The sequence below is a fragment of the Paenibacillus sp. FSL E2-0178 genome (assembly GCF_038593005.1).
Classification (GTDB): Bacteria; Bacillota; Bacilli; order Paenibacillales; family Paenibacillaceae; genus Paenibacillus_AQ; species Paenibacillus_AQ phytohabitans.
The window spans coordinates 2309307-2325562 of the sequence record NZ_CP151953.1 but is presented as its reverse complement, the minus strand read 5'-3'; the positions used below and the strand labels follow the sequence as shown (position 1 = coordinate 2325562).

General features: G+C 51.6%; 12 protein-coding genes. 5 read left to right on the top strand and 7 right to left on the bottom strand.

All coding sequences use genetic code 11. The features are described from left to right. Positions 1-13: 13 nt before the first annotated feature. From MHI42_RS10390 to MHI42_RS10370, 5 genes are all read left to right on the top strand, one after another. Positions 14-757, top strand: a complete 744-nt coding sequence (locus tag MHI42_RS10390) for a response regulator transcription factor (protein ID WP_342424715.1) — start codon at positions 14-16, stop codon at positions 755-757. Continuing rightward, positions 754-1689, top strand: a complete 936-nt coding sequence (locus MHI42_RS10385) for a sensor histidine kinase (RefSeq protein ID WP_342423710.1) — start codon at positions 754-756, stop codon at positions 1687-1689. Before MHI42_RS10390 ends, MHI42_RS10385 begins: the two co-directional genes overlap by 4 nt. 142 nt (positions 1690-1831) lie before the next feature. After that, positions 1832-2749 (top strand): ABC transporter ATP-binding protein, encoded by a 918-nt coding sequence (locus MHI42_RS10380; RefSeq protein ID WP_342423709.1) that lies wholly within the window; start codon positions 1832-1834, stop codon positions 2747-2749. Continuing rightward, positions 2742-3434, top strand: coding sequence for an ABC transporter permease (locus MHI42_RS10375; protein WP_342423708.1), 693 nt, complete (start codon positions 2742-2744; stop codon positions 3432-3434). The genes MHI42_RS10380 and MHI42_RS10375 overlap by 8 nt, the downstream gene beginning before the upstream one ends. Positions 3435-3662: 228 nt before the next feature. Continuing rightward, positions 3663-5342, top strand: coding sequence for an ATP-binding protein (locus MHI42_RS10370; protein ID WP_342423707.1), 1680 nt, complete (start codon positions 3663-3665; stop codon positions 5340-5342). Positions 5343-5673: 331 nt separating this feature from the next. Here MHI42_RS10370 and MHI42_RS10365 read toward each other — a convergent pair whose 3' ends face one another. From MHI42_RS10365 to MHI42_RS10335, 7 genes are all read right to left on the bottom strand, one after another. Beyond that, a complete protein-coding gene (locus MHI42_RS10365; protein WP_342423706.1) occupies positions 5674-6474 on the bottom strand; it encodes a methyltransferase domain-containing protein in 801 nt (266 codons plus the stop codon). 146 nt (positions 6475-6620) lie between these two features. Then, on the bottom strand, positions 6621-7466 hold the full coding sequence (locus MHI42_RS10360; protein WP_171718965.1) for a DegV family protein: 846 nt from the start codon (positions 7464-7466) through the stop codon (positions 6621-6623). A 224-nt stretch (positions 7467-7690) separates the two neighbouring features. Further along, positions 7691-8551 (bottom strand): AraC family transcriptional regulator, encoded by an 861-nt coding sequence (locus MHI42_RS10355; protein WP_340988223.1) that lies wholly within the window; start codon positions 8549-8551, stop codon positions 7691-7693. 152 nt (positions 8552-8703) lie between these two features. Next, positions 8704-10389, bottom strand: coding sequence for an alpha-glucosidase (locus MHI42_RS10350; RefSeq protein ID WP_342423705.1), 1686 nt, complete (start codon positions 10387-10389; stop codon positions 8704-8706). A gap of 288 nt (positions 10390-10677) precedes the next feature. Then, positions 10678-12996, bottom strand: coding sequence for a glycoside hydrolase family 65 protein (locus tag MHI42_RS10345; RefSeq protein ID WP_342423704.1), 2319 nt, complete (start codon positions 12994-12996; stop codon positions 10678-10680). A gap of 315 nt (positions 12997-13311) precedes the next feature. Beyond that, entirely contained in the window at positions 13312-13974 is a 663-nt protein-coding gene (gene pgmB / locus MHI42_RS10340; RefSeq protein WP_342423703.1) for a beta-phosphoglucomutase, read from the bottom strand. Between the two features lie 864 nt (positions 13975-14838). Continuing rightward, complete coding sequence (locus tag MHI42_RS10335; RefSeq protein ID WP_039307469.1) at positions 14839-15876, bottom strand: LacI family DNA-binding transcriptional regulator; 1038 nt, start codon at positions 15874-15876, stop codon at positions 14839-14841. Between the last annotated feature and the right edge of the window lie 380 nt (positions 15877-16256).

Genomic DNA, 16256 nt, shown 5'->3' with positions numbered 1-16256 from the left:
GAGGTTCATTATGCTGCAGCGGGTGCTGCTGATTGAGGACGATGAGGCAATCAGCGAAATGGTAGGTTCATATTTGACTAAAGAGGGCTACGAGGTGGAGACGGCATTTGACGGGGAGGCGGCGGTGAAGAAGTTTCTGGGCGGTCCGTCATATGATCTGGTACTGCTGGATCTGATGCTGCCGAAGCGCAGCGGCACGGATGTGCTGCAGATGATCCGCAGCGGGAGCCTTGTGCCGGTGCTGATTATGTCAGCGAAGGACAGTGATGTAGATAAGGCGCTGGGGCTTGGCTTCGGCGCAGATGATTATATCACCAAGCCGTTCTCGATGATTGAGCTGGCAGCGCGGGTGAAGGCGGCGATCCGCCGGGCCGGGTACGCAGCGCAAGGGAGCCAGGCTGCCGCCGGCAGTCAGGCGTCTGCCGGGGAGGAGCCGCAGCCGGCATCGAAGGTGATTACACTGCGCGGTCTAACGGTCGATCTGGATAACTTCTCGGCGCAGAAGAACGGGGAAGAAGTGAAGCTGACCGCCAAGGAATTCCATATCCTGAAGCTGTTTGTCAGCAGCCCCGGGCGGGTATTCACCAAGGCGCAGATTTACAGTCTGGTCTGGGAGGATGACTACTTCGGGGATGAGAATGTAATTAATGTACATATGCGCAGACTGCGCGAGAAGATTGAGGACGATCCTTCCCATCCGGAATATATCAAAACGCTGTGGGGCATCGGCTATAAGCTCGGAGATATGCAGCAATGACAGCCTTGTTCATTATCATCATTGCGCTGCTTCTGCTGGTCCTTATCCTGCAAGTAATGCATTCGCGGCAGCATGCACGCCAGTTGAAATATATTCATACCAAGCTGGAGAGTATTGTGGAGCGCGGCTCACATGAACGGCTGCTTCTGATGAGCAGCAGTCCGGAGCTGCAAATCCTGCTGACCGATCTGAACCGCCTGCTGGATGTCAATCATAAGGGAGCTGTAGAACGGGCCAGGCTGGAGAAGTCTATGCGCAGTATGCTGGCTAACATCTCCCATGACCTGAAGACCCCGCTGACGGTGGTGCTGGGGTATATTGAGACCCTGCTGCATGATAAAGACATGCCTATGGAGGAGCAGGAACGTATTCTGCGCACCATTCATGCCAAAGCGGGGGAAGTCATTACGCTGATGAACCGTTTCTTTGATCTGGCCAAGCTGGAGTCAGGGGACCGGGATATCCCGCTGTCACGTGTGGAGCTGGGCGAGGTCTGCCGCAGGAATATTCTTGCTTTCTACGATATTCTCAGTGCCAAAGGTGCTGAGGTGCAGATCGAGATACCGGATGAGCCGCTCTATATGATGGGCAACGATGATGCGCTGGACCGGGTGTTGTCCAATCTGTTGTCGAATGCTATTGCCTACGGTGATGCCGGAGGGGCCCTGGGGCTGAAGCTGTACAGCGATGCCGGTCAGGTGTGTATAGAAGTGTGGGACCGGGGCAAAGGCATTGCCGAAGGCCATGAGGACAAGGTGTTCGAGCGGCTCTATACCCTGGAGGATTCGCGCAACCGCGACTACCAGGGCAGCGGCCTGGGGCTGACCATCACCAAGCGGCTCACCGAGCAGATGAACGGCCGTATTTCCTTAAGCAGCAAGCCGTATGTCCGGACGGCATTTACGCTTTCTTTTCAGCGGCTGACCTTCTGAAATAATTCCGGTTCTGGCGGGGCGGTCCGCGTATCCTTACGCTGCTTAAGAATTTCGTAAGATTCAAGTAATAAAAAAGCAAACTCCGCCCTGTAGAATAAATACCAGGAAGACAAAGAAGAAGTCAAAGGGGATAACGGACATGACAACGATACTCCGGACATGGGATTTAACCAAGGTCTATGAGGAGAAGGAAATCGTACGCAGCGTGAATATGGAGATTAAGCAGGGTGAAATTTACGGGTTCCTGGGACCCAACGGCGCCGGCAAAACGACGGTGATGAAAATGATTACGAATCTGGTGAAGCCGACGGCGGGCGAGATTGAATTTTTCGGCGACAAAATGACCCACCGCTCTTATGAAATGCTGAAGCGCATGGGCAGCATCATTGAATATCCGGTCTTCTACGACAAGCTGAGTGCCCGCGAGAACCTGGCGCTGCATGGTGAATACATGGGATATTATGATGTCAAAGCGATGGAGGAAGCGCTGGAGCTGGTGAAGCTGAGTGCAGTGGACAAGAAACCGGTGAAGCAATTCTCCCTGGGGATGAAGCAGCGGCTGGGCATTGCCAGAGCGGTGATGACCAAGCCGGAGCTGCTCATTCTGGATGAACCGATCAACGGGCTGGACCCGCTCGGCATCAAGGAGCTGCGCGAGGTGTTCCGCATGCTGAGCCGGGAATACGGCATGACCCTGCTAATCTCCAGTCATATTCTGGGCGAGATCGAACAGATTGCCGACACGATCGGCGTGATCCGCGAAGGCGTGCTGGTGGAGCAATTGGCGATGGATACGATCCGTAACCAGCATACGCAGTACATTGAACTGATTACAGGCGAGTGCACCAAGACCGTCTATATCCTGGAGCATAAGCTGGGCTTAACCAATTACAAGGTGCTCGATCCGCGCACCATCCGGATCTATGATGATATTCCGCAGCTGGAGCTGAGCAAGGCCCTGGCAGAAGCAGATGTGGAGCTGGAGAGTATGAGCAAGAAGCATCATTCGCTGGAAGATCATTTTGTAGAACTGATGGGAGGTGCTGGCATTGCTTAAGCTGATTCGATTGGAGCTGCGCAAGAACAAATTCAATTTTCTCAAAAGTGTGCTGATAGCAGATTTGGCCATTCTGGGTTTCATGGTTCTTATCGCCTTTACATCGCTTAACGAAGGGGAATTCAGCACGTATCCTGATTTGTTTGATGGTGTGTTCGTTATTGTAAAAGCAACCTATATCATCTTCGCCTCCGTATTGCTAAGCAAGCTGGTAATCGACGAGTACAAGAATAATACGATCACTGTGCTGTTCATGTATCCGGTTCCCCGCAAAATGCTGCTGGCTGCGAAGCTGATTATCGTCTTTCTGTTCACCTTCCTGAGCATCTTCCTGTCTGATATTGCAATCAGCAGTATCCTCACCGGCATTGATTATTTCATGTCTGACGTGATTCAGGGTACTGTATCACAGGATCTGATCACCGCAAACCTGCTGCAGGCCGGAACGGATGCGCTCTATGCGGCAGGCATTGCCCTGATTCCGTTATACTTCGGGATGCGCCGCAAATCAGTACCGGCTACCATTGTCTCCGCCGTCCTGATTGTCATGCTGATCTCATCCGGCTTCGGAAACGGGAGCTTCCGGATGGGCAATCTGATCTGGATTTCACTCTCTCTGGCACTGGTCGGTGGGGGAATCGCGTATCTGTCGATCCGGAATATCGAGCATCAGGATGTTGCCTGACGGGCAAGGCTGAGCCGCTGTGATTGTATGAGATGAATGCCGTCCCTTCAGGGGCGGCATTGTTTCTGTTTAGTTGAACAAGCGCTCTAATCCGGCGTTTTTGTGGCGACCAATAGCGGTTTTTTTGTTATAATAGTAAATAATTCAGAGATTTCTACATAATCAGAGTTTTTCCGCAATCTATGGTCCTATAATATAGCAGGATTGAAGCAGCAGAGGAGGTGGGCCATGCATAAAGATTGGGCTTCTATCCTGGGCCGGGCACTTTCTGAAGAAAGTGCTTATAGAGCGTTGTTCGATCATCATCCGGATCTCATTATCGTGCTGGACAGACAGGGGCGTTATGCCGACAGCAACCGGACCTTAAGTGCAGAGGACGCAGCCAGGCTGATCGAATGCCGGATGCATCCTCCCGGTGAGGGCTATTTCGCATCTGCTCTGGCCGGTATTACATCCAGCTTCGGGTTAATGGTGGAAGCGGAAGAAGAAAGCGGAGCACAAGCAGGGAATTCCGGTGACAATGCTGTTTCTGTAAGGTATGTACCGCTTCATACAGATGAAGGCATTGCCGGTGTATTTGCCATCGTTCATGATACCGGGAACCGGCCGCTCTCTCTGCTGCTGCAAAGCTGGGAAAGCATGAGCAGACAGGAATCTGCCAGTGCTGAACGCATTGGACTTGAGGGCGCGGACTTCCCTCCCCTGACGGACGAGGAATTGCTGACAGAGGAGGAACTGCCGGTTTCAGAGTTTATTTTTGAGATGGCGGAGGATAGACGGCTTAGTCTGATTCTCAATTCCGTCTCGGCGGGAATCTTCGGACTGGACACGCTGGGCCGGACGATCTTCATCAACCGTGAAGGGGCCGAAATGCTGGGCTATGAGCCATCAGAGCTGGCCGGACTGCCGATGATGGAAATGATTCACTATATCCGCGGGAGTGCAGCCCGGCATTCACCGCTGGAATGTCCCATCCGGCTCACCATTCAAGATGGCGTTACCCGCAGCAAGGCGGATGAAATCTTCTGGCGCAAGGACGGGACCAGCTTCTTCGTGAACTACCGGATTGCCCCGCTGCTGGATAAAGGCATGATCTGCGGTGTGGTCGTCTCCTTCAGTGATATTACGAACGAACGGGAGATTCTCCGGGCCAAGGAATCGGCTGAGCAGGCTGCACAGGCCAAGTCTGATTTCCTGGCGATGATGAGCCATGAGATCCGCACCCCGATGAACGGCATGATCGGGATGGCTGATCTGCTGCTGGAAACCAACCTGGAGGAAGAGCAGCGCAGCTATGCCGAGATTCTGCGCAGCAGCAGCTACAGTCTGCTGCAGATCCTCAATGATATTCTCGATTTCAGCAAGATGGAAGCCGGCAAAATGCCGCTGCAATCGGAGAGATTTGATCTGCGTGAGATGCTGGAGGGCATCATTGATCTGTTCACTCCCAAGGCGGAGGAGAAGAAGCTCGCCCTGCGCTGGTGGGCGGATACCAGCGTGCCGGATATTGTCACGACCGATCCCAGCCGCTTGCGGCAGATTATCGTCAATCTGGTCGGCAACGCGCTGAAATTCACCGATCAGGGCAGCGTGACTCTGTCGGTGAAGAATATTCCGCTGCCGGCCTCGCCGGAATACCTGCTGGAGTTCTCTGTCCGTGATACCGGTGTAGGTATTGCTGACAGCAAGCTGAACCTGCTGTTCCAGTCCTTCTCCCAGCTTCATCCGTTCATTAACCGTAAATATGGCGGCACCGGACTAGGCCTGGCGATCTGCAAGCAGCTGGTAGAGCTGATGGGCGGAACGATCTTCGTGGAGAGCGAAGAGAACCGGGGGTCGATCTTCCGGTTCATGCTTCCTTTTGTGAAGGAAGAGGTTGAGGCGGAAGCGGGAGTTGAACAGGCTTAACCTAACAAACAGCAAGCCTCCGGGAGGAGACTTGCTGTTTCTGTTTGCGGCCGCTTTCTATATAGATTGAACTTGTATTTTTTCTATTATGGGATTGCCGTGACTCCAAAGAATGTTTGGCCCTCCGGCCGCTGTTGTCTACAGATTTCTTGATTTGTACCGTTATTCACGGTGGAAATCCGCAGACAAAGGCGGACGCTATCGCTCCTACAGTTCCAAAATTCTCCTCCGCCACTTTTCCCTATCCGTATATTTTTAAGTTCAATCTATATAGCAATCTTATAAGTATTTCCTTCACCAGCTGATCCTGTCACTTCTGTGAGACTGCTTGCTAGCCTGATGTTCCAGGATACAGCGGGTTCAGCTGCCCCTCAATATGATCCGCAATCAGCGTGTAGAATTCAGGGAATCTCGGGTCCCCTGGACTCCTGATTTCTTCAAAGGTACGGATATATAGCCCCTGAGAGGCTACTGAAGTGATAATATCGCCCACAGTCCAGCCCCGCGTCACCACTTGTGCTAATCCGGACCGTTCCTCTTCGGGAAGCAGCTTGGCAAAGGCAACCTCACCTTCCTTGAGTGTATCGTCAAAATAATTACCCGTAGGATGCTGAAGATTCCGGGTTGTCATCCATGCCCTGGCGAACGGGTGAAAATCCGTCAGCATGAGCCGGCCGTTTGCCGTTAACCTTCTGCTGACCACAGAAAAAATAGCATTTAAATCCGTAAAGTAATGCAAAATCCCGAACTCCATCAGGACAACGTCGAAGCTTCCCAGAGCTTCCTCACCGGGGATATTTAAGACATCTGCACAGATGTAGTTCAGCTTAACACCCGCCGCTGCCGCTACTTCTCTGGCATACAGCCGGTTCTCTTCGGATATATCCACGACAGTCACCTCAGCACCCAGCAAAGCCAGACAAGTCGCCTTCATCCCGTGAGAGCCGAGCAGGTTCAGCACCTTCAATCCTGCCGGGTTGCCTATGTACTTCAGCCAATGCCGCAACGGGTGCCTAGGATCCTGCTTCAATCGCGCGGCAAGCTCCTCAGGTGATCCATGGTGCTGTATCCAGGCCTGATATGCTTTCGTTTCCCAGGCTATCTTATTCGTTCGTGCCATCTGCTCCTGCATATTACGCCTCCTTGATCTTGATAAAATTGGAAAATGCCGCTTTCTGATTTTACTATACTTTGTTTGCTATGCAACAATAAAAAAAACGAACCCCTATCTGCATAAGCTGCAGAGATCGGATTCGTCTAAGGTAAAGCCTGATCATTCTAGTGCATATACATGAGACCAACTGTAGCAGGTCCGCAGTGGCTGCCGATCACGCAGCCGGCGTGAATGACTGCAATTTCATCCACACCTGTCTGCTCGCGCAATGCCTTCTCCAGATACCGGGCATCCTCTTCTGCCAGGGTATGGGCAACAATGAGCAGCTCCTTGTCCATATCGGCTGCATTCGCAAGTGCGTGCTGAAGCATCTGTTCTACAGCTTTTTCCTTCTTGCCGCGGATTCTGGCAACGGGTACAATCGCCCCGTCCACCAGCCGCAGTACAGGCCGGATCTTCAGCAGGCTGCCGATAAAGTTCTGCATGCCTGAGCAGCGTCCGCCCATATATAAGTAATCCAGCGTATCGACGACAAACTCGGATTTCACCCGCTCACGGGAGGTTTCGATCATAGCTGCGATGTCGGCCGCACTGTGGCCTTTTGCTGCGGCGCGGGCGGCTTTCATGACCAGCAATGCGATCCCGCCGCATAACGTCTGGGAATCCACAACATGTACCCGGCCTTCAGGGAACTCGCCTGCGGCCAGCAGGGCATTCTGATATGTAGAGGATAAAGAAGAAGAAAGACTGATATAGACGATATCTCCGCCAGCGCTCACGACCGGCTGAAAAGCGGCAATGAAATCAGCCGGGGAAGGGGCTGCCGTCTTGGGCAATGCACCATTTGCGGCGACACGGCGGTACACTTCTTCGGGTGTAATCTCTACACCATCCTTGAAGGTGCCGTCTTCAAATACTACATATAACGGGACAATGCCGATATCATACGTTTCCTTCCAGCCTTGCGGCAAATCGGAAGTGCTGTCTGAAAAGATTTTTACGATAGACATGAATATCTCCTTCACCAATCTTGGATGACAGTACACTATACTAAGACCCTATAATCTGTTTATTATACCAAGCCTGCGTGGAATCTCAAAATAAAAAATGCTAGCTTGTGAGGCTGGCAGGTATGCCGCTTCTTCAGCTGCCTTCAGCCTGAGTCCCTTCATATGCAAAAAAGGCCTCACCATCCTTGCGGACAGTGAAGCCGTTTCCGGTATAGCCTGAACAATTATTTTTTCATTACAGGAATCCATATTTCGCAGACATAATCCCCGGCCGTAGTATCGCCTGGCGGATACAGCTCGAATTCGGGTCCGCCTGTATGCTCGTAGCCCGTTCCCGGGAACCATTCCTGGAAAATGCGCTGCCAGACCCCTTGAATCGCATCAGGCATAGCTCCTACAGATTTGAATACCGCCCAGGTCGCAGCCGGAACCACTGCAGTCTCATACGCCTGCGGGTCAGTGGACGCGTCTGCTTCAACACCGATCCAGTAGGACAGCATTTCCGTCTCCATATTCATATTCATACAGATGCCGAGCCATTCTTCACGTAAGCCGAACTCAACCAGCTTATCTGATGTGCCGTCTTCATTGCATTCATTCCAGAACTGCGGAATTCTGCGGAAATTCTCCCCGTCCTTGCAGGTAACCTCCATTGATTTGCCGATAACGGTAAAAGCTTCTTTATTCACGATTTTGTAATCCATTTCCTGATCTCCCTTCAATGACAGATGGAAAGAGAGGCGGGGGAATGCTTTAAGCTGTACCCCGGGTTCCCGCGCGGCGGAGGGGGTGAGCCCATGCGCTTTGCGGAACGCTTTGGCGAATGACTCCGGGGAGTCATATCCGTATTTCAGTGCGACATCCAGCACCCGGATGTTTGAAATGGCCAGCTCTTGAGCGGCCAGAGTCAATCTGCGTTTGCGGATATAGTCTGCTACGGTGACGCCGGTCAGCATGCTGAACATGCGCTGGAAGTGGAAAGGGGAGACATACGCCACTGCGGCAATCTCTTCGATGCGCAGCGGTCCGGTCATTCTGCTCTCCATATAATCCAGCGCATTCTTCATTCGGATCAGCCATTCCAAGTTTGCCATCTCCCTTTAAGTTCATAGTATCACGCGGCCTACGGGCCGGTCCTGTTATTCTCTGCTCATCTGAGACAGGGTACAGTCAACGGCCTACAGTCTATGATCCTATGATGTCATATTTCAAGGGGTTTGTCAGCTTCCGGCAAAAGCTAGCCTAACCGGCAGACTCTCGCTTCATACGGACGCAGCGTACTGCGGTCCATGGGCGCCGGCTCCTCCGGGTAGTTCCCGATAATCGTTTCGGTTACGGCGTTCAGCTCGTCAGGCAGCTCTACAGTCTGCGGCGTGTCACAGAAGTTGAGCAGCACCAGCCATTTCTCACCGTCCAGTGTCCGGGTGTACGCGTAGATATATTCATGCTCCGGCAAAAGCAGCTCATATTCACCATACACCATGATCAGATGCTGCTTACGCAGGCTAATCAGCTGCTGATAATAGTAGAATACCGAGTCAGGATCGGCCAGCGCCTGTTCCACATTGATCTCTGTGTAGCGCGGATTGAGCTTGAGCCAAGGTGAACCAGCGGTGAAACCGGCATTCGTTGAGGCGTCCCATTGCATGGGGGTACGGGCGTTATCGCGGCCTTTGGTGTGAATCGACTGAAGAACCGTGTCATGATCTGCGCCGCCTTCCGTAACCTTTTCCCGGTACATATTGAGAATCTCTATATCCTTGTAGTCCTCCAGCACAGGGAATTTCACGTTGGTCATGCCGATTTCCTCACCCTGGTAGATATAAGGTGTACCTTTGAGCGTGTGCAGCAGGGTAGCCAGCATTTTGGCCGAAATCACACGGTATTTGCCGTCATCCCCGAACCGGGAGACCATCCGCGGCTGATCGTGGTTATTGAGATAGAGGCTGTTCCAGCCTTTGTCCGCCAAGCCTACCTGCCATTTGTGCAAAATATCGCGCAGCCCCTTCAGTGTCCACGGAACCACATTCCACTTGCCGCCCGGGCCGGAGTCGACATCCATATGCTCGAACTGGAACACCATTTGCAGCTCATGCCGGTCTTCGTCAGTATAGAGAATGGCGTCTTCGACAGTTGCCCCCGGCGTTTCGCCGACGGTCATTACATCATACTTGGAGAGGACTTCACGGTTCATTTCCTGGAGATACTCATGAACCCGCGGTCCATTCATATAATATTCTCCGCCACCGGCCAGCTCACCGGGAGCCAGGCCCTCATGGTGTGCGGGAGGGAGCCCTTCTACTTTGGAGATCATGTTGATGACATCCATCCGCAGCCCGTCTACACCTTTGTCCAGCCAAAAAGCAATCATTTTGTAGAGGGCTTCCCGCAGCTCCGGATTCTCCCAGTTGAGATCCGGCTGTTTGCGCGAGAACAGATGCAGATAGTATTCGCCCGTCGCCTCATCCTTCTCCCAGGCCGGTCCGCTGAAGATGGAGCTCCAGTTGTTCGGCAGCGTGCCATCCGGTCCGCCGGGACGCCAGATATAATAATCGCGGTAGGGGTTATCCTTGGAGGAGCGGGATTCCGCGAACCAGGCATGCTCGTCCGAGGAGTGGTTAATCACGAGATCCATCATCAGCTTGATGCCGCGTGCATGCAGTCCGGCCAACAGCTCCTCCCAGTCCTGCAGCGTACCGAATTCATCCATAATATCCTCGTAGTTGCTGATATCATAACCATTGTCATCGTTCGGTGATTTGTAGACCGGCGACAGCCAGACGACATCAACGCCCAGCTTCTGGAGATAATCCAGCCGGGAGATGATTCCCTGCAGGTCCCCGATTCCGTCTCCATTGCTGTCCTGGAAGCTGCGGGGATAGATCTGATAGACTACGGCTTCTTTCCAAAAGGCTCTATTCATTTGGGTGGGCTCCTTTGAGATTTTATTTAGAATTTGACCTAGAGATACTCCAATGCTGATGTTGGCCGTTACTGCGGTGATTTTCGGACTTCCGGCCGCTGTTGTCCCCAGATTTCCTGATTAAACCGCTGATCGCGGTAGAAATCCGGTGACAAAGGCGGACGCTACCGCTCCTACAGTTCCGAAATTCCCCTCCGTTACTTTCATCTTTTTTATTGTCTTCACAAGTTCAACTTATAAAAAAAGCCCCGAAGAAGCTTAATGCCTCCGGGGCGGGGGAGACAGAGACTACACAGTTACCGAAGAACCGTCAGCAGTCACACTGCTCAGCCCGTTCACCGTATACTCCTTGCCATGAATCGTGAGGGATGCCGGAACATCGGTTTCATTACTAACCGTAACCTGTACATCGGTAACTGTGACCTTCAGACGGGAGCCGCGGAACATAATTTTGAATGAATAAGAGGTCCAGTGTCCCGGGTTGGAAGGGTTCAGGGTCAGCCGGTCGCCCAGCACCCGGAGTCCGCCGAAGCCATGTACGATTGACATCCATGTACCCGCCATGCTGGTCGTATGGCAGCCGTCTTCCGTATCATTATTGTAATTATCGAGATCCAGCCGTGAAGTGCGCAGATACATCTCATACGCCTTCTCTTTGTAGCCCAGCTCGCAGGCCAGAATGGCATGGATACAAGGGGAGAGGGAGGACTCGTGCACGGTGATCGGCTCATAGAAGTCGAAGTTGCGCTTTTTGGTATCCAGATCATAGCGGTCGCCCAGGAAGTAGAGCCCTTGCAGCACATCCGCCTGTTTGATGAAGCAGGAGCGCAGAATGCGGTCCCAGGACCATTTCTGGTTGAGCGGCAGGTTTTCCGGCAGCACATCCTTCACCTGGATAATCTCCTTGTCGAGGAAGCCGTCCTGTTGCAGGAAGATGCCGCGTTCTTCGTCGGCCGGGTAGTACATTTTGGCGATAATCTCGTTCCACTGCGCCGTTTCGCTCTCCAGCAGCTCCAGCTTGTCGGCCAGCTCTGCATAACGCGTGCCTTCATTCTCTTGCAGGTACGCCAACGCTTCCAGGGTATATTCCATGGTCCAGGCGGCAATCCGGTTCGTATACCAGTTATTGTTGACATTGTTCTCGTATTCATTCGGGCCGGTTACACCGAGCATTACATATTTGTCCTTATGCGGCACATAGTGCACGCGTTCTTCCCAGAAGCGGGAGATCTCCACCAGCACCTCAAGCCCGTATTGGCCGAGATAAGCCTTGTCGCCGGTATAGTTCACATAATTATAAATCGCATAAGCAATTGCGCCGTTGCGGTGGATTTCTTCAAACGTAATCTCCCACTCGTTATGACACTCCTCACCGTTCATCGTCACCATCGGGTAGAGTGCGCCTTTTTTGTAACCGAGCTTCTGGGCATTCTCTTTGGCTTTCTCCAGATGCTTGTAACGGTAGATCAGCAGATTGCGGGCAATCGAGGAGTCGGCGGTACTCAGATAGAAAGGCACACAATAAGCTTCCGTATCCCAGTAGGTGCTGCCGCCGTATTTTTCACCAGTGAAGCCCTTCGGTCCGATATTGAGACGGTCATCTTCGCCCGTGTACGTCTGATTCAGCTGGAAAATATTAAACCGGATTGCCTGCTGCGCCGACACGTCACCCTCAATAATAATGTCGCTTTCCTTCCACTTATCGCCCCAAGCCGCAGCCTGTTCGGTCAAAAGCGCTACAAATCCGGCTTCACGCGCACTCTGCAAGGCGGTCCGTGCGGCGTCCACCAGCTGTCCCAGCCCGTAATTGCGGGAGGTGACATTGGCGGCATACTTATAAATAACCACCTGATCGCCGGACTGTACCGGAACTGTTACTTTGCTGCCTACATATTTCTCCTGCTCGATAGATTCTGCTTCTGCGGCTGTTGGTTCGCCGTTGACCAGAATGTCATAGACATAGGCTGAGGTTACGTGAAAATCAAGCTTTTTGGTCTTCAGGGTGAGGTGTCCGCCCGCCGGTTCCGCTTTCTTCTCGACCTCGTTCCAGAACTTCTCGTCGTAGTTGGAATCCTTGTTCTTGATATCGCCATCCAGATAAGGAGTCACGGTAATCTCACCGGAGAAATTGAGCGGCTGGATGGAGTAGCGGATCGCGCCAATCTCATGGCGGACCATGCTGACGATGCGGATGCTCTCCACTTTCACTTCTTTGCCGTCTGCGGTCGTGGCTGTGAAGCTGCGGGAGAGAGTGCCTTCCTTCATATTAAGTACACGGCGGAATTCGCTGACTGTGCAGGCTGCCAAATCGAGCGGAATGCCGTCAACTTCAACGTTGATGCCGATCCAGTTGGTGCTGTTGAGGACTTTGGCAAAATACTCCGGATAGCCGTTTTTCCACCAGCCGACCCGTGTCTTGTCAGGGTAGTATACACCAGCCATGTAGCTGCCTTGCAGGCTGTGCCCGCTGTATTGTTCTTCGAAGTTGGCTCTGCCGCCCATGTACCCGTTTCCGATGCTAAATACGCTTTCGGAAATTTCCTGGGTCTGCGGATCAAAGGATTCTTCGATGATGGACCATTCATCAATTTTGAGGTATTGTTTCATTGTTATTGGCTCCTTTTAGGTGGGGGAATGAGGTATATAAAATGAACTAAACCTGTTGTACTAAAATTACGGTGCCTCCGTCGCCACTGCGCGGAATGTTTGGACTTCCGGCCGCTGTTATAATCAGATTTCTCTATTAGTAAGCGATATTCAGCTGATGAAATCTGATTATAAAGGCGGACGCTAACGCTCCTACAGTTCCAAACTTCCGCTCCGCGGCTTCATCCCCATAATTTTAATGACCATTTTCAGTTCTTTTATAAAGAGTAGGGCAGAAGACAAGGGATCATATTACGCAGCAGCTGTTAATATTCGTCAAATGGCAGCAAAAGATTCCCGGAGTGCGTCAACGCTGATCTGCTGCAGCGAAGGGACCACCAGATTCGCTGCGCCCAGCGTCTCGGGCGAACCGATGCCGACGCTGCGCATGCCGGCACGGGTGGCGGCCAGGATGCCGGCTTCGGCATCCTCGAAGACTACGCAGTGTTCAGGAGTGATGTTGACTGCCTGTGCTCCCAGCAGGAAGACCTCCGGATCAGGTTTGGCTGCGCTGGTGTGCGTGCCGTCAATGATCGCATCGAAGTAGGGGGTCAAGCCGGTATTGTTCAGGATGGTCATCGCATTTTTGCTGGCGGAGCCCAGGGCTACCTTGATGCCATGTTCCCGGCATTCCTTCAGGAAGTCCAGCGCGCCGGGCAGAATCTCTGAGCTGTCCATCTTGGCGATGTATTCGACATAGCGGTTGTTCTTCTGCTCGGCCAGCCGGGCCTTCTCCTCTTCTCCAAGCGTGATACCGCCGATCTCCAGCAGGATATTCAGGGAAGCGGCCCGGCTGACGCCTTTGAGCCGCTCATTATCGTGTTCGGTGAAGACGAATCCGAGCTCCTCCGCCAGCTCTCTCCAGGCAATATAGTGGTATCTGGCGGTGTCGACGAGTACACCGTCCAGATCGAACAGGCAAGCTTTGATTTCTGACATAATGAACCTCCTAAAATGTAAGTGGATATAATCTATTTGAGAATCGCACCATATGGCGCGTCACAATAAATGGGTGGGAATGCTGCACTACGTACAACAATCATCGGTGGAGCGCCTCCGTCTGGCAGAATTGTTGTACTACGTACAACAATCCAGAAGAAAAGTTGGTTAAATTGCGGAAATGTTGCACCAGATACAACAATTCGTCAGCGAAACGCTCCAGTTGGGCGGAAATGTTGCACTACGTACAACAATCCTCGGCCGAGCGCATCCGTCTGGCAGAATTGTTGTACCACGTACAACAATCCAAAAGAAAAGTTGGTTAAATTGCGGAAATGTTGCACCAGATACAACAATTCGTCAGCGAAACGCCCGTGGTGGACGGAAATGTTGCACTACATACAACAATCCTCGGCTGAGCGCATCCGTCTGGCAGAATTGTTGTACTACGTACAACAATCCAAGAGAAAAGTTGGTTAAATTGCGGAAATGTTGCATAAAGTACAACAATCCGTCAGCGAAACGCTCCAGTTGGACGGAAATGTTGCACTAAGTACAACAATCCGTCTGCAAAACGCTCCAGTTGGGCAGAAATGTTGCATAAAGTACAACAATTTGTCTGCGAAACGCCCTCAGCGCTCCCGGCGTTGGCTAAAGCCTGGGCAGGGCGGAAAATCTTATCCAAATGTGGTGCTATTTTATTTAGCGCAAACGTTTGTACAAAGCTCCAAAAAATAAATGAAGCGTAATTAGCTTCATTTATCTGCTTGTAAAATCACTGCTGCGTGTGAAATCATTGCTGTTTGTGAAATCATTGCTGCTTGTAAAATCACTGCTGCGTGTGCATCACTGCTGCTTGTAAAATCACTGCTTACCCGGAGTATACATCGATGACTCCCGTACGATTAAACGGTGGGGAATGACAAAACGGTTAGTATATCCGTCATGATTATCCGGCTTCTGAATACTCTGAATCAGCACCTGTGAGGCCGTATAGCCCAGATGATAGATTCCGATATCAATACTGCTGATTGGCGGGCTGGACAATTCCGAGAGCGGAATATTGTTAAAGCTGACAATCGCCAGATCCTCAGGAACCTTGTATTTCAGCTCATTCAGTCCGCGCAATACCCCGAAAGAGACCATATCATCCACCGCAACAAGTGCCGTCGGACGGTTCGGGAGATTCATGAAGAAGGACATCGCCCGGTAGCCGCTGTCCTGCAGAAACTCGCCTTCGACAATCCATTCCGCCTTCATTTCAAGGCCTTTATTCTGCATTGCCTTACGGTAGCCTTCCAGACGGTCGCGCGAAACGATAAGATTCGGCGGGCCGCTGACGAAGCCAATGCGTTCATGACCCATGGAAATAAGGTGGTTCGTTGCATCATAAGCAGCCATGATATTATCATTGTCGACTGACAATATATCCTCATAGCGGTCGCTTCGTCCAACCAGCACGAAGGGATAGCCGCCTGATTCCAGAAAATCGATCACCGCATCATCTTTACGGGAATACAGCAGAATAACGCCGTCCACGCGGCGTCCTTTGAGCAAGCGTGAGACGGCTTCAAGCTCTTCCTTCTCATTTGCCCCAGAGCTGATCAGCACATCATAGCCTGAACGGCTGGACTGAGTGACGATCCCGCGGATTAATTCCATAAAAAACAAATTGGAGAACAGCTCTTCAGCCGGTTTCGGAAGAATGATGCAAATGCTGTTGGTTGTCTTGGAAACGAGACTTTTGGCCATCATGTTCGGGGTGTAGCCCATTTCCTCCATAATCACTTTAACCTTACGGGAAGTTTCTAGGCTGATTCTGGGATGGCCTGACAACACCCGGGAGACCGTGGAGGGAGAAACTCCCGCTTTCTTGGCCACGTCCTTAATGGTAACTGTCATAGAAACCTCCTTATGGAACCGTTTGCTTTACACAGTAATATTAATCGAAGTGCTGATGATTGTAAATAGATAAACCCGGTGTGTTGCACAATACTGGCATAGAAAGTGATGAAATGAACATTTTTTCTGCGCAGGCCACAAGCTTTCCACAGGATTCACTGGATGTTTATGAATGAAGTGGTTTCCGTGGGAGGAGGCAGTTTGGAGGCCTCCCGGACATTGCACAAAAACTGTGCAAACGTTGTTAGATTGGTATGGGTGAAGATGTATCTAATTTATTTTTAATATTCCTTTATAAAATAAGGATTAATTTAAACTTTCTCAGCTTTTTTATTATTAACTGAAGCATATGAATGAATATGGTGTGTGCAAATTAATGC